Source organism: Isoptericola sp. NPDC055881 (assembly GCF_053615895.1).
In genome coordinates this window covers 31,407-49,429 of the sequence record NZ_JBSHCR010000011.1, presented here as the reverse complement: position 1 = coordinate 49,429, position 18,023 = coordinate 31,407, and the positions used below count along the sequence as shown (strand labels likewise).

Annotated in this window: 20 protein-coding genes; 19 read left to right on the top strand and 1 reads right to left on the bottom strand. The window is 71.1% G+C overall.

What is annotated here, in order from left to right; genetic code table 11:
- The first annotated feature begins 420 nt into the window (after positions 1-420).
- The 16 genes from ACWGKI_RS05650 (at position 421) to ACWGKI_RS05575 (ending at position 11,181) form a co-directional block, all read left to right on the top strand.
- Positions 421-1,011: a hypothetical protein gene (locus ACWGKI_RS05650; RefSeq protein WP_452185359.1), complete on the top strand. Its 591-nt coding sequence runs from the start codon at positions 421-423 to the stop codon at positions 1,009-1,011.
- A gap of 1 nt (position 1,012) precedes the next feature.
- Positions 1,013-2,668: a hypothetical protein gene (locus ACWGKI_RS05645; protein WP_452185357.1), complete on the top strand. Its 1,656-nt coding sequence runs from the start codon at positions 1,013-1,015 to the stop codon at positions 2,666-2,668.
- Positions 2,669-2,681: 13 nt separating this feature from the next.
- On the top strand, positions 2,682-4,178 hold the full coding sequence (locus ACWGKI_RS05640; protein WP_452185355.1) for a phage portal protein: 1,497 nt from the start codon (positions 2,682-2,684) through the stop codon (positions 4,176-4,178).
- The gene (locus ACWGKI_RS05635; protein ID WP_452185353.1) at positions 4,178-5,104 is read left to right on the top strand and encodes a hypothetical protein; all 927 of its coding nucleotides are present in this window, start codon (positions 4,178-4,180) and stop codon (positions 5,102-5,104) included. Before ACWGKI_RS05640 ends, ACWGKI_RS05635 begins: the two co-directional genes overlap by 1 nt.
- A gap of 55 nt (positions 5,105-5,159) precedes the next feature.
- Positions 5,160-5,909 carry a hypothetical protein gene (locus tag ACWGKI_RS05630; protein WP_452185351.1) on the top strand — a complete coding sequence of 250 codons (750 nt, stop codon included), beginning with the start codon at positions 5,160-5,162 and terminating at the stop codon, positions 5,907-5,909.
- 36 nt (positions 5,910-5,945) lie between these two features.
- Positions 5,946-6,332, top strand: a complete 387-nt coding sequence (locus ACWGKI_RS05625; protein WP_452185349.1) for a head decoration protein — start codon at positions 5,946-5,948, stop codon at positions 6,330-6,332.
- Positions 6,333-6,348: 16 nt separating this feature from the next.
- Entirely contained in the window at positions 6,349-7,362 is a 1,014-nt protein-coding gene (locus tag ACWGKI_RS05620; RefSeq protein WP_452185347.1) for a major capsid protein, read from the top strand.
- Between the two features lie 81 nt (positions 7,363-7,443).
- Complete coding sequence (locus ACWGKI_RS05615) at positions 7,444-7,752, top strand: Rho termination factor N-terminal domain-containing protein (RefSeq protein ID WP_452185345.1); 309 nt, start codon at positions 7,444-7,446, stop codon at positions 7,750-7,752.
- A gap of 15 nt (positions 7,753-7,767) precedes the next feature.
- The gene (locus tag ACWGKI_RS05610) at positions 7,768-8,169 is read left to right on the top strand and encodes a hypothetical protein (RefSeq protein WP_452185343.1); all 402 of its coding nucleotides are present in this window, start codon (positions 7,768-7,770) and stop codon (positions 8,167-8,169) included.
- The gene (locus ACWGKI_RS05605) at positions 8,159-8,575 is read left to right on the top strand and encodes a DUF6093 family protein (RefSeq protein WP_452185341.1); all 417 of its coding nucleotides are present in this window, start codon (positions 8,159-8,161) and stop codon (positions 8,573-8,575) included. The genes ACWGKI_RS05610 and ACWGKI_RS05605 overlap by 11 nt, the downstream gene beginning before the upstream one ends.
- Positions 8,575-8,958, top strand: coding sequence for a hypothetical protein (locus ACWGKI_RS05600; protein WP_452185339.1), 384 nt, complete (start codon positions 8,575-8,577; stop codon positions 8,956-8,958). The genes ACWGKI_RS05605 and ACWGKI_RS05600 overlap by 1 nt, the downstream gene beginning before the upstream one ends.
- On the top strand, positions 8,955-9,359 hold the full coding sequence (locus ACWGKI_RS05595; protein ID WP_452185337.1) for a hypothetical protein: 405 nt from the start codon (positions 8,955-8,957) through the stop codon (positions 9,357-9,359). The genes ACWGKI_RS05600 and ACWGKI_RS05595 overlap by 4 nt, the downstream gene beginning before the upstream one ends.
- Before the next feature lie 63 nt (positions 9,360-9,422).
- Complete coding sequence (locus tag ACWGKI_RS05590) at positions 9,423-9,647, top strand: hypothetical protein (protein WP_452185335.1); 225 nt, start codon at positions 9,423-9,425, stop codon at positions 9,645-9,647.
- A 5-nt stretch (positions 9,648-9,652) separates the two neighbouring features.
- Complete coding sequence (locus tag ACWGKI_RS05585; RefSeq protein WP_452185333.1) at positions 9,653-10,162, top strand: phage tail tube protein; 510 nt, start codon at positions 9,653-9,655, stop codon at positions 10,160-10,162.
- An 84-nt stretch (positions 10,163-10,246) separates the two neighbouring features.
- On the top strand, positions 10,247-10,756 hold the full coding sequence (locus ACWGKI_RS05580; protein WP_452185331.1) for a hypothetical protein: 510 nt from the start codon (positions 10,247-10,249) through the stop codon (positions 10,754-10,756).
- 23 nt (positions 10,757-10,779) lie between these two features.
- Complete coding sequence (locus ACWGKI_RS05575) at positions 10,780-11,181, top strand: hypothetical protein (RefSeq protein WP_452185330.1); 402 nt, start codon at positions 10,780-10,782, stop codon at positions 11,179-11,181.
- Here the strand turns inward: ACWGKI_RS05575 and ACWGKI_RS05570 are convergent.
- The gene (locus tag ACWGKI_RS05570) at positions 11,171-11,311 is read right to left on the bottom strand and encodes a hypothetical protein (RefSeq protein ID WP_452185328.1); all 141 of its coding nucleotides are present in this window, start codon (positions 11,309-11,311) and stop codon (positions 11,171-11,173) included. The two genes, ACWGKI_RS05575 and ACWGKI_RS05570, sit on opposite strands and share 11 nt — an antisense overlap.
- A 44-nt stretch (positions 11,312-11,355) precedes the next feature.
- On the opposite strand from ACWGKI_RS05570, the gene ACWGKI_RS05565 reads away from it, so the two are divergent.
- Genes ACWGKI_RS05565 through ACWGKI_RS05555 form a run of 3 tightly spaced genes read left to right on the top strand, consistent with a single transcriptional unit; the run spans position 11,356 to position 18,022 of the window.
- The gene (locus ACWGKI_RS05565; RefSeq protein WP_452185327.1) at positions 11,356-16,014 is read left to right on the top strand and encodes a phage tail tape measure protein; all 4,659 of its coding nucleotides are present in this window, start codon (positions 11,356-11,358) and stop codon (positions 16,012-16,014) included.
- On the top strand, positions 16,011-16,832 hold the full coding sequence (locus ACWGKI_RS05560; RefSeq protein WP_452185325.1) for a hypothetical protein: 822 nt from the start codon (positions 16,011-16,013) through the stop codon (positions 16,830-16,832). Before ACWGKI_RS05565 ends, ACWGKI_RS05560 begins: the two co-directional genes overlap by 4 nt.
- Positions 16,829-18,022, top strand: coding sequence for a hypothetical protein (locus ACWGKI_RS05555; protein WP_452185323.1), 1,194 nt, complete (start codon positions 16,829-16,831; stop codon positions 18,020-18,022). Before ACWGKI_RS05560 ends, ACWGKI_RS05555 begins: the two co-directional genes overlap by 4 nt.
- Position 18,023: the final 1 nt, after the last annotated feature.

Genomic DNA, 18,023 nt, shown 5'->3' with positions numbered 1-18,023 from the left:
TCGCCCCGGGAGGCGCCGTGCCGAGAGCGCCGAAGCGGTGTGGTCGGACGGGGTGTGAGGCGCGGGTCGTCGGCAGGACGTACTGCGCGGAGCACTCGCGGCGGCCGCTGTCGCCGAGCTCGGTGGCGGCTCGGAACCCGAGGGAGCGTGAGCGGCGGCGTCAGGCTGTCGCGGCGTGGGTGGCTGAGCACGGCTGGGTGTGTCCCGGGTGGGAGCGTCCGGCGCATCCCTCGCACGATCTGACTGCGGCGCACTCGACCGCGGTCGCGCTGGGTGGCACGTCGTCGCGTCTCGCGGTGCTGTGCCGCTCGTGCAACAGCCGGCAGGCGCTGGCTCCGGGCTGACCCGACATGGGCGGGCCCGTTCGTTCCCCCGTCATGGGAGGTCGTCATGCCTGGTCCTGGCCCGAAGCATCCGAGCGTGCGCGCTCGGCGGAACAACCCGAAGGCCGGCTTCCGGACGCTGCCGTCGGAGGGTCGTGCGGGCTCCGCGCCGGCGTGGCCGCTGCAGCCCGACGTGACGATGACGGCGCGGCTTGAGCTGGCGCGTGATCGTGTGGCGTCGCTGCAGGTGCAGCTCGACGAGGCCGAGGACGGGCGGACGAAGGGTCGTCTGCGCCGCGACCTGAACAAGAACGAGATGCTCGTCGCGACCCTGTCGCTGCAGATCGAGCAGGCGACGGACGCCGAGGTCGCGCTGTGGACGGAGCTGTGGGCGACGCCGCAGGCGGTGATCTGGGAGGAGTCGCACGCGGGTCGCGAGGTCGCTCAGTACGTGCGGTGGAAGGTGCGGGCGGAGCAGGGCGACCTCGACGCGGCGAAGGAGTCGCGCATGCTGTCCGACCGGCTGGGCTTGAACCCGAAGGCGCTGATGTCGCTGCGCGCGGAGATCGAGCGTGCCGACGAGGCGGAGGATCGTGGGGAGCGCCGTCGTCAGGTGCCGCGGACGCAGAGGCCGAAGAAGGACGGCGGAGACGAGGACCCTCGCGGGGGTCTGAGCCTCGTCGGCTGACGTGCTCCTGGTCGTCCCTGGGCCCGACGAGGAGTACTGGCCGACGTTGGGCCCGCAGATCTGCGACCTGATCGAGGAGCGTGCGGTCTACGGGCCGGGCTCGCTGCAGGGGCAGGCGTACGAGATCGACCCCGAGTTCCGGGCGTTCCTGTACCGGGCGTTCGAGGTCTACCCGAAGGGCCACCCGTGGGAGGGGCGGCGCCGCTTCAAGCGCGTGGGGCTGTCCGTGCGGAAGGGCCTGGCGAAGACCGAGAAGATGTCGCTCGTCGCGTTCTGCGAGCTGCACCCGGAGGGCCCGACACGGTTCGACGGCTGGGACGCGAGCGGGAACCCGGTGGGCCGGCCGGTGCGGTCTCCGTACATCCCGATGCTGGCCGTGACGGTCGAGCAGGTGGAGGAGCTCGCGTTCGGCGCGCTGACGTACATCATCGAGAACGGGCCCGACGCGGACCTGTTCGACGTGTCGCAGGAGCGCATCGTCCGGCTCGACGAGTACGGGCGCGCGGACGGCAAGGCGGTCCCGCTGGCGAACAGCCCGGGGTCACGTGATGGCGCCCGCACGACGCTGAACTGCTTCGACGAGCCGCACCGCCTGTACCTGCCGCGGCAGCTCGAGGCGCACCAGACGATGGACGCGAACCTCCCGAAGCGGCCGCTGGACGACCCGTGGTCGCTGTACGTGGGCACGGCGGGCGAGCTCGGGCAGGGCTCGGTCGCGGAGCAGGTGCACACGGAGGCTGAGGCGATCCGTGACGGCAAGATCGAGCGGCCGGACCTGTTCTACCTGTACCGGTCGGACGACGGCGGCCACGACCTGACGGTGAAGGCCGAGCGGATCGTGGCGGTCTCTGAGGCGACCGGCCCGGCCGGCGAGTTCGGGCCGGGGCAGTTCGACGAGATCGCGTCGAAGTGGGACCGGCCGGGCGCGGACACGTCGTACCTGGAGCGGGTGTGGCTGAACCGCTGGGTGCGGTCGGGCCAGCAGGCGTTCGACACGAAGCGGTGGCGCGAGCTGGCGCGCGTCGGGGGCCACGATGACGGCGCGGCGCGCACGCGGATTCCGCGCGGCGCGAAGGTCGTCGTCGGCTTCGACGGCGCCCGCCGGCGTGACTCGACGGCGTTCGTCGTCACCGAGCTCGCGACGGGCACGCAGGAGCTCGCCGCGATCTGGGAGCGAGACCTCGACGTCGAGGACTGGGAAGTCCCCGAGGGCGAGGTGAACCAGAAGGTCGACGAGCTGTTCGACCAGTACGAGGTGTGGCGCATGTACTGCGACCCGCCGTACTGGGTGACGGAGGTCGGCACGTGGGCCGGCGAGCACAAGGGCCGCGTCGAGGAGTGGTGGACGAACCGCTACAAGACGACGGCCTACGCGATCCGCGCCTTCCAGGAGGCGATCGCGTCGGGCGCCGTCGGCTGGACTGCGGACGACCCGCTGCACGAGGACTTCGGCCGGCACATCGCGAACGCGGGGCAGGCGAAGACGAACTTCGTCGACGATAACGGCGACCCGATGTTCATCCTCGGGAAGATCCACCCGGACCGGAAGTTCGACGCCGCGATGGCGGCCCTGCTGTCGTGGCAGGGGTACCTCGACGCGGTGAAGGCCGGAGAGAACGTCCAGCGCGCGGCGGTACGTCCGCGCCGGCTCAGGTGAGGAGGGAGGGCCCGTGACGATCGACGTCAAGACGAAGGACTCCCCCGGCTGGTACCTGAAGCGGCTGTCGGACAAGCTCGAGAAGCGCCGGAAGCCGGAGTCCGCTGGCGGCGGCGGTGTGGACGAACTGTTCGCCCGGTACGAGGGGAACGCCCCGGTACCGTCGTCGCTGAAGAACGCGCCCGAGTCGGCACAGCGGTTCTTCAAGGCGTCGCGGACGGCGTTCGCGGAGATGGTCGTCAAGGCGGTGAAGTACCCCCTGAGGGTGCAGTCCGTGATGACGTCGGTCAACAATGCGGCGACGGGCGACCCCGAGGCGTGGCGCATGGTCCGGGCGTCCGGGATGAAGGACGAGTCGGATGACGTGCACCGGCTGTCGCTCGCGGCCGGCAACGGGTACGCGATCGTCGCGATGTACGACGGCGAGCCGCGGTACACGTCGGAGGATCCTCGCCAGGTCGTCACGATCCACGACCCTGTCGTGCAGGCGAAGACCGTCGCGGCGGGGAAGTTCTTCCACCATAACGGGGACGAGCGCGACTACGCGTACCTGTACCGGCCGGGCAGGGTCTGGCGCGCGTACCGGGACCGTAGGACCGCGTCGAAGGGCGGTGCCCGGTTCTCGAGCTCGTGGGAGTGGGACGCGGCCGCTGGCGGCGAGGAGGGGCTGGCCCTCCCCCCGGGCTGCGAGACGCTCATGCCCGTGTTCCGGTACCGGAACGAGGAGGGCATCGGCGAGTTCCAGCGCCACCGTGACCTGCTCGACCGGCTCGACCACATGGTGCTGCAGGGCATGGTGGTCGCGACGCTGCAGGCGTTCCGTCAGCGTGGCATCAAGGTCGCCGACAAGAAGGATCTCCCTGAGAAGGACGAGGAGACCGGCGAGCGGATCGACTACAACGACGTCTTCTCGGCGGACCCGGGGGCCCTGTGGCTCCTGCCCGCGTCGGCGGAGATGTGGGAGTCGGGCGCCGTCGACCTGACCCCGATCTGGACCGGCGTGGAGAAGGCGATCCAGCAGCTGTCCGCGGTGACGTTCACGCCGCTGGCGATGTTCTCCCCTGAGGGTCAGAACCAGTCGGCGGCCGGCGCGGCGTTCGCGCGCGAGGGCCGCACGTTCAAGATCGAGGACCGGCAGGACCGGTTCGGGGCCGTGCACGCCGCGGCGCTCGCGGCCCTGTTCCTGATGTCTGGGGACGCGGAGCGGGCGCGGCCGGAGAGCATCGACATCGTCTGGCGGCCCGCCGAGCGATACGGGCTCACGGAGAAGTCGGACGCCGCGGTGAAGGCGAAGGCGGCCGACGTGCCGTGGGAGACCCGGATGCGGGACATCTACCAGTACTCCCCCGCGCAGATCGAGCTCATGAAGACGGAGCGCGCCGACGACATGGTGCTCGCCGCGACCCTGGCCGCGCAGACGGCGGCCGCGGCCGCCGCGCGCAACCCTTCGCCGACGCCGGACGAGCTGCAGGATCAGGCGCTGGCCGCTGAGGCGCCGGCGGAGGCCTGATGGACTGGGAGACGGTGGCCGCGCTGTCGAAGGCGGACGCCGACAACCAGGCCGCGCTCGAGGACTCCACCGTCGCGCAGGTGCAGGCGGCGTACGCGGACCTCGACTGGTACGACCACGCGGCGATCACGGCGGCGGCCGCCGCTGCGGGGGCGGCGGTGCGCTCGGCGTCGCGCACCGCGGCGGCGCTCACGTCGGCGTACCTGACGCGCGCCATCGGCGAGATGGCCGGCTCGGCGCCGCGAGGCCGCACGCTGTCGATCGTTGACCCCCTGCGCATGGAGGTCGCGTCGTGGGCGACCGCGTATGGGCGGCCAGCCGACACGGTGCGCTTCGAGGTGTCGAAGGGGAAGGCGCTGGTCGACGCCGTCGAGCTCGGCCTGCAGCGCGCGGAGGCGACGACGCGGATCGACATCGGTCTGGCTCGCCGTGCGCAGTCCCGCGCGTCGTACATGGGCTCGACGGCCGTGGTCGGGTACCGGCGGGTCGTGCACCCCGAGCTGTCACGCTCTGGCTCGTGCGGGCTGTGCGTCGCCGCGGCGGACCGGGTGTACAGCCGGGAGAACCTGCTGCCGATCCACCACCGGTGCAAGTGCACGACGCTGCCGGTGACGCGCGCGAGCGACCCGGGCAGCCCTTGGGACATGGACGACGCGTTCCGTGAGACGTACGGGCTCTCGGCGTCGACCAGCGCGCGTGATCTGAAGGAGACGCGCGTCGCGTACGAGGTCGATGAGCACGGCGAGCTCGGGCCGGTGCTGGTCGCTCGCCAGCGGTCGGCGGCCCCGGGCCGGAACCGTGCCGCGCGCGAGGAGCGCGGGCTGCCGCCGGTGCGGCGCCCCGACACCCGCGCGGCGTCGCAGGAGGAGCTCGCGGCGGCACGCCGGCTCCGCAACCAGACCGCGCGCCAGGCCGTCAGGGCCTGACGCGTCCGCCCCCTACGGGGGCGAACCACCACCACCCGACATGGGGAGCATCGTCATGCGCGCAGCACGCCTGTACCAGCCCGGCACGGACCAGATCGACATCGCGGCGCCGGGTGGGATCGACCGCCTGCTGGCGTTCCACCGCCGCACGTTCGGCGACGCCCAGATGAACGCCGGCGCCGGGGACGGTGACGGCGGCGGCGACGCCGGCCAGGGCGACGCCGGCCAGGGCGAGGCCGGCGACCAGGGGGCGGACGGGACGTTCAAGGACCCGGACACGGGCGAGACGTACGCGTTCCCCGAGAAGACGCCGGTCAAGGACATGACGGCGGAGCAGCAGGCGGAGTACTGGCGCCACAAGGCTCGCAAGCACGAGGGCCGCGCCGGGAAGTACGCCGACTACGACGCCATCAAGAAGGAGCGCGACGACCTCAAGGCGAAGACGCTGACCGCCGAGGAGAAGGCGATCGAGGACGCCAAGACCGAGGCGGCCGCCGCGGCGAAGACCGCCGCGCACGCCGAGGTGCTCCCCCGTCTGGTCACCGCCGAGTTCAAGGTCGCGGCTGCGGGCCGGATCCCGAGCGACAAGCTCGCGACGATCCTCGCGCCGCTCGACCTCACCAAGTTCCTCACCGCCGACGGCGGAGAGGTCGACACCGACAAGGTGCAGCAGTACGTCGACGGGCTCGCGCCCGCCGGCGGCAAGTGGCCCGACATGGGCCAGGGACACCACACGACCGGGAAGACCTCGGGCGTGGGCGCGGGCCGTGACCTGTTCAACGACCGCCGCCAGAAGAAGCAGTAGGTCCCTCACCCACCCCCACCACGGGAAGGAACGACCATGCCCCGTCTCAAGAACGAGACGTTCGGCGGTGGCGACCAGTCCTGGCTCGGGTCCACGCACGGCATCGCCAACGCGCGCACCGAGGTCCTCGACATCTCCACGTTCACCGCCGGCACGCACTACCCGAACGGGTACATCCCGTCGGGCACCCCCGTCGCGAAGGTCTCGGGCGTGCTCGTGCCCTACGACGCGACCGAGGGCACCACGACCGGCGCCGGCATCCTCGCCGGCTTCGTCCTGACGGACCAGCCCGTCGTAGGCACCGCCGACTTCGCGGTCCCGGTCCTCGACCACGGACGCGTCCGGACCTCGAAGGTCCCCGGCACGTTCACCGCCCCCGCGGCCGCCGCCAAGCGCGCCGCGACGACGTTCGTCTTCGTCTGAGAGGAGGAGTCGGATCATGGCTCTCTGGACTGACATCATCGACCCGGCGACCCTCACGGGGTACGTCCGGGAGGCGCTCAACGACATCGAGGCGCGCAAGGGCAACCTGTCGCGCTTCCTGCCGAACCGCGAGGTCTCGGACATCAACGTCCGCTTCGTGCCCGGGTCCGCGGGGCTGGTGGCCGAGGCGGAGTTCCGCGCCTACGACGCCGAGCCCACGGTCGGCGGGAAGCCGTCGCGCAAGCGGGTCACGCTCGAGCTCCCCGCGATCGGGAAGAACATCCCGGTCTCGGAGTACGAGCAGCTGCGCTCGCGCGGCGCGTCGGACGACACGATCCTCGGGGAGATCCTCAACGTGGCCCGGCAGGTCGCGCTCGCGATCTCCGACCGCATGGAGCGGCTCCGCGGCATCGTGCTCCGCACGGGCGTCGCGACCATCCCCGAGCTCGGGGCGGCCGACTCGTTCGGCCGCGACGCGTCGCACACGGTCACCGCCTCGGCGGTGTGGACCACGTCGAGCGTGTCCCGCCTCACCGACCTGCAGACGTGGTCGGACGTGTACGAGACGACGAACGGCGTCGCGCCGGGCGCCATCCTCGTCTCGCGCCGCGTCGCCCGTGCCCTCGCGCAGGGCGACGAGTTCAAGACCTCCCTCGTGGGTGGCGGGTCCCGGCCGGCGACGGTCGCGGACGTCAACGCGACCATCGAGGGCGCGGGCCTGCCCCCGGTCGAGGTCTACACGCGCCGCACGTCGAGCGGCCTCGTGCTGCCCGACGACGAACTGCTCATGCTGCCCGAGCCGGTCGAGCCGGACGCGTGGGAGGAGACGCAGCTCGGGTCCACCTTCTGGGGGCAGACGCTGTCCTCGCAGGAGGAGGGCTGGGGCATCGCGGAGGTGGAGCAGCCGGGCGTCGTGGTCGGCGTCTACCGGAACGAGAAGCCGCCGATGATCGCGGAGGTCGTGTCGGACGCGATCGGCATGCCGGTCCTCGCGAACGCGAACCTCTCGCTCAAGGCCAAGGTCCTCTGACCTGTCACGGTGCGGGCCGTGTCTCTGGCGCGGCCCGCACCGCACCACCCCCTGATCTGACTTACCGGAAGGAGCGCCGCCATGGCGCGCAAGATCCGCGACGACCTCGACGGGGTCGTGTACGCGTACGACGAAGGCGGCGCCACCGTGCGTCTGGCCGCCGGCGACGAGGTCCCGACCGGCGTCACGGTGGGCGACCACCTGACCGACGGGCCCGCCACCGACGACAGCGACGAGCCGAAGCCGATCGACAAGATGACCGTCGACGAGCTCAGGGCGCACGCCGCCGAGGCCGGTGTCGACCTCGGCGACGCCACCAAGAAGGCCGACATCGTCGCCGCGATCACGGCGGCCCAGGACGCCGGCGGCGACGGCTCCGACGAGTCCTGACCCTGGGGAGGCGTGATGTTCGAGGTGGTTCCCGGCGACATCCGCGACGCCGCGTTCGGCATCACGATCCCCGACGGCGAGACGGTCGACGCCCAGCTCGCGAAGCTCATCGCGAAGGCCGAGCTGCGGCTCGTGTCCATCGTGCCGAGCGTGCCCGCCCGCATCGAGGCGGGCACGCTCGCGGTCGAGCTCGTGCGGGGCGTCGTCGAGGACATGGTGCTCCGCGTCGTGCGGAACCCGAAGGCCCTGCGATCGCTGGGCCTCGACGACTTCCAGGCCACGATCGACAACTCGACGTCGACGGGGCTGCTGTACGTCAGCGGCGAGGAGGAGTCGCTCCTCGCGCCGAAGTCGCCGTCGAGCGTCGGGAGCATCCGGCTCGGCGTCCCGGCGTGGAGGCTTCCCGGTGGTTGCTGACCTGGCGGCGTACGCGCTCGCGCTCGGCCGGGAGACGGCCGAGGAGCTCATGCCGGACCGCTGCCGCATCACGCGCGGCACCGGCGTGGTGGGCACCGACCCGGACACCGGAGCGGTCACGACGACACCGAACGTGGTCTACGAGGGCCGCTGCCGGGTGCAGTCGTGGGCCGCGCAGGAGGGGACGCCTGAAGCCGCGACCGGGGTCTTCACGGTGCAGCGGTACACGGTGAGCGTGCCCGTCGCGCAGACGGCCGACGACTACGAGCCCACGTTGGGCGACGACATCACGATCGTCACGGCGGAGAACGACCCGCACCTCGTCGGGCGCGAGTTCCAGGTGAAGGCGCTGCTGAACAAGAGCCGGGCGACTGCGTACCGACTCGCTGTCGAGGAGGGCCCCTGATGGATGGCTCTGGTGACCTGCGGCGCATCGAGGCCGACCTGACGAAGGCGGCCGTCCGCGTCCTGCCCGAGGTCGACAAGGTGCTGAAGAAGGGCGCCCAGCAGCTCAAGGAAGGGATGCAGGAGGCGTTCAAGGGGTCCGCCTACTTCACCACGACGTCGGGTGAGCCTCCCCGCATCTCGTACGAACGGAAGTTCTTCGGCGGCGGGTCGTTCGGCTACGAGGTGGGCCCCGAGGTCGGTGGTATCGGCTCTCTGGCCGGCGTCGCTGTCGACGGTGGCGCGAACGGCGGTGGCGGCAGGGTCGACATCGACAAGCCGGGGAAGGCTGAGGCGCAGGCGGTCGAGAAGTACCTCGGCGAGATCCTGGATGGCCTGCTGTGACGACGCCGGCGTACCTGTTCAACGCGCTCAAGGCGCTCGCACCCGCGGGTCGCACGTTCCACGACTTCCAGGCCCCGAGCACCGCGACTCCCCCCTGGCTCGTCGGCAACCTGCAGGTGCCGGAGCCGAAGCCGGGCATGGTCGCGAACACGCACGGCGCGACGGGCACCTGGCGCGTCACCGTGGCCGCGGCGACGGGGCTGCAGGCGCTCGTCCTGGCGGGCGAGGCAGAGCAGGCGTGGTCCGGAAAGCGGATTGACGTCGCTGGCTGGTCCTGCGGCAAGTTGCGGCCCCCGCGCATCGCCGGGCCCTACGCGGCCGGCCTGACCGCCACGGACACCGACCTGCGCTACCAGGTCGTGATCCTCGAGTTCGACCTGACCGTCTCCCGGACGGCCTGACCCCTACCCCTACGAGCCCCCACCGACCGGTGCGGGGCTCGTCGGCATGCCCGGAGGTGCGCTGTGTTCATCCGCGTCAAGGACCACCAGACCGGCCACGAGTTCGACCGGCAGGAGAACGACCCCGCGGTGCTCTCGGGCCGCTTCGAGCAGGTCAAGCCGAAGCTCTACCCCCCGTCGCCCCTCGCGCGGCCGGCGAAGCACCACACCAAGCTCGCGGGCCGGACGGCCTCGCGTGAGACGCGGCCGAACACCTCGGCCGCGGAGGCCCCCGAGAAGGAGAACTGATCCCCATGGTCGACATCCCCAGCACTCCGTTCGACGGCAACATGGCCGTCTGGCTCGTGCCCGCGATCGCGAACCCCGCGGCCCCGACGGTCGCGGAGATCACGGCCGGCGTGGACATCTCGTGCTACCTGACCCCGGACGGCTACGCGCCGACCGCGGACCAGGCCACGATCACCGACGACCGCCTGTGCTCGCGTGAGACGTACGGGCAGCCGGGTCGCAAGACCCGCGGCCTGACCCTCACGGGCATCGACAACACGAACTCCGTCCACGAGACCGAGTTCAACGAGCTCGTCGACACGCTCGTCGAGGGCACCGAGATGTACGTCGTGCGCCGTCGCGGCCTGCCCTACGAGACGGCGATCGCGGCCTCGCAGAAGGTGTCGGTGCTGCCGATCAAGCCGGGCATGAAGCAGGACGTCGCGCCCGAGGCCAACTCGGTCACCCGGTCGACCTGGCCGACGTTCGTCACCGGCCAGGGCCACGACGACGTCGAGGTCGTCGCCGGCGCCTGACCCAGTCCCCCGGCGGCCGCGGCTACAGGGGTCCGCGGCCGCCGGGCTCCACCCCTGAACCCCTGTCACCCCTGAGGAGAAGCCATGCCCCTGAACATCAAGCGCGCCCGCCGCACGGTGCCGTTCTACCCGGACGCCGCCGTCGCCGCGGAGATCGAGGCCGCGTCGGACGCCGTCGTCGCGGCGAAGAACGCCGCGGCCAACGACGGTGACGCTCGGCTCGCGTCGAAGTCACGGGCCGCGGTCCGTGAAGCGGAGAAGGCGTTCGAGGACGCGAAGGCCCGCGGCGACGCGACCGTGCTCGACGTCGAGCTCGAGGCCGTGTCGCGCAAGCGGTGGGCCGAGATCGAGGAGTCGCACCCGCCGCGCGAGGGCAACGCGAACGACGAGCAGTTCAACCTGAACTGGTCGTCGTTCCTGGCCGAGGTGCTGCCTGAGTCGGTCCGGTCGGTCAAGCACCACGACTCCGGCGACGTCGAGGAGGTCACCGAGGACGAGTGGGCCGAGGCTCTCGACGAGATGTCCGACGGCCAGTACACCAACCTCGGTGTCGCCGTGCTCGCGCTGAACCGGGACCGCACCCGCCCTTTCTGATCTCGCGCCTCCGCGATCCCAGGGTGCGGGCGGAGGTCACGGCAGCGCGCACCCTGGGCGTCTCGTACAAGCGGTTCCTCGGCTGGGAGCCAACGACGGTCTACGAGTACGACGACGCCGGCCGGATGGTCACGTCCTGGCCTGAGGTCGAGTGGGACGACACCGAGCGGGAGTGGATGCTCGCCCTCGCGGAGTGGGAGGCGTCCGAGGTTTGCCCCCTGTGCGGGTGGCCCAAGGACGTCTGCCAGGCGCGCGAGGCGGAGTTCGGCATCGACGTTCCGCCGCCCGTCCGGTGCCACGTGACAACGGCGATCCGCATCGCGCAGAAGGCCCGAGCAGAGGGCAACGCCGCACCGCACGAGGACGCGCTGATCTGGTCCGCGCAGGCGAAGAGCCCGGCGGTGGCGGCGCTACTCAGCCCGTGACGGACCACCCGATCGCCGCAGCGATCAGGATCACCACGCCGACGATCGTGGCCGCGATCTGGTTCCAGGGCAGCCGCCGTCGCGCGGCGCGCCGCGTCGAGGTCGCCTCCCGCTCCGGTGCCTGTGTCATCCGTCCATCCTCTCTCATTTCCGCGCAGATCGGGGGGTGAACTCGTGGCCGATCGCACCGTGAAGTACGTCCTCACCGCGAATGCATCAGGGTTCACCAGCGCCATGAAGACCGCGCGCATGGCGGTCAAGGACGTCAACGCGGACCTGGCGAAGAACGGCCAGTCGGCCGAGCAGTACCTGGCGAAGTACGAGCAGTCGGCGCGGGGCGTCACCACTGGTCTCGGCCTGGTGGGGGCTGCGGCGGTCGCCGGCGCAGGGCTCGCGATCAAGACGTACGCCACGTTCGACCGCCAGATGTCTGCCGTGAAGGCGACGGGCGGCGCGACGACGGTCGAACTGAACAAGCTCCGCGAGGCTGCGATCGGCGCCGGCGCGAAGACGGCGTTCTCGGCGACCGAGGCCGCGGCGGGCATCGAGAACCTCCTCAAGGCCGGCGTGACGGCGCAGGACGTGCTCGGTGGCGGCCTGAACGGCACGCTCGACCTGGCCGCGTCGGGCGCACTGTCGGTGGCTGACGCGGCGGAGATCGCAGCTGGCGCGATGACGCAATTCAAGCTCGGCGGCGAGGATGTCACGCACATCGCTGACGTGCTCTCCGCGGGCGCCGGCAAGGCGCAGGGCGACGTCTCCGATCTCGCGGGCGCCCTGAAGTACGCCGGTGTTCCCGTGGCGCAGCTCGGCGTCACGCTCGAGGAGACGACGGGCACCCTCGCGCTGTTCGCGTCGAACGCGATCGTCGGCGAGCAGGCGGGCACGTCGCTGCGGTCGATGGTTTCGTCTCTCACGTCGCCGTCGAAGGTCGCGGCGAAGGAGATGGAGAGCCTCGGCATCAACGTCTTCGACAGCCAGGGGAAGTTCGTCGGCCTCGCGGGCACGGCCGAGCAGCTGAAGACGAGGATGTCTCGGCTGACCGATGAGGAGCGCGCGAACTCCCTCGGCCGGATCTTCGGGAACGAGTCGCTGCAGGCCGCCAACGTGCTGTACGACGCCGGTGCCGAGAAGGTCCGAAAGTGGACCAAGGACGTCGACGACCAGGGCTACGCAGCGAAGACGGCCGCGGCCCGGCTCGACAACCTCTCGGGCGACATCGAGGCGTTCGGTGGCTCTGTGGAGACCGCGTTCATCCGCGCTGGCTCCGGCGGCAACGACGTGCTCCGTGGCATGGTGCAGGGGGCCACGGACCTCGTGAACGCGCTGGGCCGTATCGACGGCAGCGTGCTGTCGGGGATCACGCTGGCGCTCGGCGCCGGGGGCGTGCTCGCGCTCGGCGCGGCGGGCGCGGGCAAGCTCGTGATCGGGCTGAACAACGCGAACGCGGCACTCAAGGACTTCGGCGTGTCCTGGAAGACCGTAGGCAAGACGGCGACCGTCGCCGGCGGCCTTGTCGGGCTCGCGGCCGTCGGGCTGCAGGTGTGGGCGCAGGAGGCTGCGACGGCGCGGTCCCAGACCGACGAGTACATCGCGACGCTCGACAGCCTCGGCCAGATCACCGACGCGACGATGCGCACCCTGTCGACGCGCATCTCGGAGGACCAGGGTAACTGGGTCGAGAACATCTTCGGGAAGAACCCCGGCACGATCCTCGACCAGGCGAAGGAGATCGGTGTCGCCACCGAGGACGTCCAGGCAGCAATCCTCGGGAACTCGGCCGCCTACGACAAGGTGACGGCCGCGGCCCGGCGATACGCAGAAGAGGGCGGCGCGCGCGTCAACGGGACCATGCTCAACGCGTCCCAGTACGCGGAGCGGTTCACGATGGCGATCGACGACCAGTCGGGCCGGCTCTCAGACGCGCAGAAGGAGCAGGCGCAGAAGACGGAGGCCGACAAGGCTGCCGGTCTCGCGCAGGACGAGCTCAACGCGAACTACCAGACGACGACGGGCGCGATCGATGAGCAGGTCGCGTCGCTGGCCGAGCTGATCGAGGCGCAGCAGAAGGCCGCGGGCGTGGTGCTCGAAGAGCGCGATGCCCGCCGTCAGTACCAGGAGCAGCTCGACTCGGCGAAGAAGGCGCTGAAGGAGAACGGCGAGACCCTCGACATCACGACCGAGAAGGGCCGCGCGAACCAGGAGGTGCTCGACGGCATCTCGGACAAGGCACTCGCCGTCGCAGCGTCGATGGAGCAGAACGGCAGGTCGCAGGCGAAGGTCCAGGAGGTCATCAAGCGCGCACGCAAGGACTACGTCGACATGGCGACCGGCATGGGCATGCCGCTCGCCAAGGCGCGAGCCCTCGCGGACACCCTCGGCCTCGTCGCGGGGAACTACGTGGCGGACGTCGAGGTCAACACGGCGGCCGCGTCGACCGCTCTGCGCGACTTCCTGGTCTCGATCGAACGCGCCGACGGCACCCTCAAGATCAAGGGCGACGGCGCGCCCGCGGCGAAGACGCTGGACGAGGTCACCACCCAGGTGAACGAGGCCGACGGCAGCGTCACCATCCGCGCGAAGGACGGCTCTGCGATCGCCACCCTGTCCGACTACACCGCGAAGGTCGACGACTCGGACGGCACGGTCACGATCAAGGGAAAGGACAAGCAGGGGCGTGAGACCGTGCTCAAGCTGACGTCCTGGGTGGGCGACCAGAAGCCGGACATCAAGGTCGGCGCGGACACGAGCTCTGCCCGCAGGAAGGGCGAGAGCACCCAGGACTACTTCGACCGCATGGAGCCGAAGATCGACGTCGGCGCCGACACGAGCGAGGCGCAGAGGGCGGTCAGCAAGTTCGTCGTGCAGAACGGCGGCATGACGATCAAGGTCGGCGCCCGTGTCATCTCGCAGATGGGTGACGGCGAGGGCGCGGGCTGGACCGGCGGCACACCGCGCGGCGTCGCGGCGATGACGAAGGCGGTCCATGCGATCGACGGGGGCGCGCGCATCACCTCGGGCTACCGGCCGGGCGCGGTGACGGCGACCGGCTACCCCTCGTACCACGGCATGGGCCGCGCGATCGACATCGTGTCGCCGAACATGGGCCGCACGTTCGACCTGCTGGCGCGCGCGTTCGGCTCGAAGGCGAAGGAGCTGTACTACACACCGCGCGGGTTCATCCGAAACGGGCACTACACGAACGACGTCGCCGCCGTCACGCGCCGCACGCACCGCTCGCACGTGCACCTGGCGCTGAACGGTGGCGGCCGCCTGCCGGGCATGCCGCCCGTGGACCCGCGCGAGGACAACCTCCTCGGCGTGGACGAGCACGGGATGCCCTTGGCACGGGTGCGCTCGCGTGAGTGGCTCGTGAACGAACCGGCGTCGGACTACTACGGCGACGACATCATGTCGGCGATCAACGGGCGGCGGATCCCGCGCGACTCCTTGGCGGCCCTGCAGGGGCTCGCGGGAGGTGGTCGTCTCGGCGGGGGCGGCGTCGGGGCGGCAGAGCGCGCCCTCGCGGCGGCGAAGCTGCGGCGCGACCGGACGGCCGCGACGCTGAGGGACGCGCGCGCTGCGGTGAAGGACGCCGAGCGGGCGGAGCGTACCGCGCAGAAGTCCAAGATGGCGTCCGACGACAAGGCGGCAGCGCGGAAGCTCAGCGAGGCGGAGCGGAAGGCAGACCGGCTCGAGCGGGAGTACGACAAGCGCAAGGACGAGGTGTCGAGGCAGTCGGACCGGCTGTCGAACCTCCGTGACGAGCGCACGCAGTTCGGCACCGACCTCCGACGCAGCGACATTCTGGCGCAGGCGACCTCTGGAGCCGCCGGCGCATACAGCGTGGTCGACCAGATGCTCGGGCTTGCACGCTCGGGCGATCTGACGAAGAGCCAGTCGCGCACTCTCGCCGCACGGGCGGGCAAGGCGGAGTGGGCCATGCGTGGCCTGTACCGGCAGGCGGAGTCGCTGGACAAGCGGCTCGAGTCGGCGAAGGGCCGGCTCGAGGACATCGCGTCGATCAAGGCGTCGGTCGGGTCCGCGCTGGCTGGTGGGTTCACGCTCGGCGGTGTCGAGGGCACGGTGAACCCGTGGACTGGCAAGGCCGAGGCTGTGACGGGGAAGCAGTACCTGGCCGCCGCGAGAGGGTACGCCGGCAAGGTGAAGGCCTTCGCCTCGAAGCTGGGAGCGCTGCGAAAGAAGGGGTTCGCGGGCGTCATCCTCGAGGAGGTCGCAGGGATGGGCGTGGAGGTCGGCATTCCGGCTGCGGATGCGCTCCTCGGGCTGGGCCAGGCGGATTCGAAGTCGCTGAACACGGCGTACAAGAGCATCGCCACGTACTCGACCGCTGCTGGAACGCAGGTTGCGGAGGCGTTCGGCTTGTCGGCGGCGCAGTCGCTCGTGAAGAGCTTGGGGAAGCAGGACGCGAAGGTCGAGAAGGCGATCCGTAACTGGGGCGTCTACATGGCTGACGGTCTGGCACTGGCGCTCACCGGGAAGAAGTCGGGGCTGAAGAAGCGAGCTATGGGCGGCCCGATGTCGGCCGGTGAGCCGTACCTGACAGGCGAACTCGGGCCCGAGCTGATCGTGCCGGTGACGAACTCGTACGCGCTGACGGCCGAGCAGACGCGACGCCTGGCGTCGACATCGACCGGCGGCATGCAGCAGCACATCACGGTCACGACGGACGCGGCGGCCCTGGCGTCGGCGCTCAACGGCGTCACCCTCACGCTCGACGTCGAGGGGAAGCCGATCTCGGGGATCGTGCGCTCGACGATCAAGTCCGCCGTGACCGGCTCGGCCGCGCTGGCCCGAGGGGGGAAGCGATGACCACGATCACGGCGGCGCTGCTGACGTCGGCGGACCCCCGCCCGGTGCAGATCCTCGTCTCGGACCTGGAAGCGGGGATCGAGTACGAGGTGCACCGGGTGGGGGCCGGTGAGGAGGTGCTGGTCCAGGGTGGCGCGGCGATCTCCGACGGCGCGCAGATCCGGCTCATCGACACGCGCACGCCGGTGAACGTCGGCGTGCAGTACCGGATCACGCTGTCGACCGGTGAGGACTTCACGTCGAGCCTCGTGACGGTGCCGTGGGCGCCGGCGGGCGCGGAGGACCGCTACCTGCTGCAGTCGATGGACTCGTCGATCGTGGTGCCGATCGAAGCGTGGGTGGACAACGGGCTGCCGTCGTCGCCGTCGCTGCACTCGTCGACGTTCGAGATCCACGGGCGCTCACGTCCGGTCATGGTCCTGGCGGCTGGCGGTGTTGGGACGATGCAGGCGTCGCTCCGCCTGTCGCGCGAGGCGTCGGCTGCCCTGCGCGAGGTGCTCGCGCTTGGCGGCGCGGTGGTGCTCCGGACGAACGGTGACGCACGCGACCTGCCGGCGTCGGACCTCGCGGTCATCACCGCGGCGTCGTCGGTGCTGTGGGGCGGCGACAGCGGCGTGTCCACGTCGCGCGTGTGGGACCTGACGCTCACCTGGGTGGACGACCCCGAGCCGTCCGTGGTCCCGACGATCTACTCGTGGGACGACCTCGACGCCCTCATGACGACCCTCGGCTACACGTTCGACGACTTCGACGCGCAGATCGACGGGCTCACCTGGGATGGTGTGGACGCCTTCGACTGGGGCGGTCTCGCGCCATGAGGGACGGTGCACCCGACGAAGTCATGGCGTCGGTCTACCGGTGGCGCACGGTCATCCAGTCCTGGTCGCCGATGGGGGACCTGCTCTCGGACGACGTGCCGATCATCGATGGTTCGATCTCGTGGGACGTCGCGGCCCGTGCCGTGCACGAGCAGGTGTCGATCACGGTCCCGCGCTACACGGCGGTCGGCGGCCGCCGCTTCGACTGGATGCCTGGCGCCGACGTCGCGCACCCCCTGGCGACGTTCGGGCAGACGCTCACGATCGCGGTCGTCATCACGTCGACGGTCACCGGCGAGGAGTGGGTGACGCCGCTCGCTCGGGTCCGCGTCCAGGCGTGGGAGGAGGACGAGGAAGGCACGGTGCAGGTGACGTGCGTCGGCCGTCTGCAGGCCGCGGTCGACGACGTGCTGCAGGTGCCGCAGTCGCCGGACGAGGAAGCGACCCTGGTGTCCGAGTTCGCACGCCTGCTCCCCGACACCCTGTCGGTGACCGTGGACGACGCCGTCGTGGACCGCGCGGCCCTGCCCGGCACGCAGTGGGCCGGGTCGAAGCTCGACGCCCTGTACGACATCGCGGACGCCATCCCGGCCCGCCTGCGGATGGATGCTGACGGTGACGTGCAGCTGCTGCCCACGCTGCCCGATGCTCCGGAGCCCGAGGGGGTCTACCGCGACGGGGAGCCGCGCGGCCAGGCGGGCATGCCGACGCTGATCTCTGCACCCCGGTCGGACACCCGCGACGGCATCGTCAACTCGGTCACCGTCCTGTCGCAGCATTCGCAGGACGGCGGCGCCGCGGCGTCGGTCATGGTCGAGCAGACGACGGGCCCGTTCGCGGTCGCCACCTACGGCCGTGTCACCGAGTCGTGGACGTCGGAGCAGATCGAGTCTGCGGAGCAGGCGCTCGCCGCCGGCAGGGAGCGGCTGGCGGCCGGGCTGCGGCCCGCGCGCACGGTGCAGATGCAGGTCGCGCCCGACCCGCGTGTCGAGCCCGACGACGCGCTGACGGCGCTGCGAGACGGCGTCGAGCGCATCGGATACGTGCTGGCCGTGTCGCTCGACCTGCTCGGCAAGACGGCCATGTCCATCACGCTGTCGATCGCCTCCGAGCGTGCGGTGCGGCCGGACCTGAACAGCGAGTACGCGTACGGAACCGGCGCGTTCGGTGACGACGCCTACGGATTCTGAG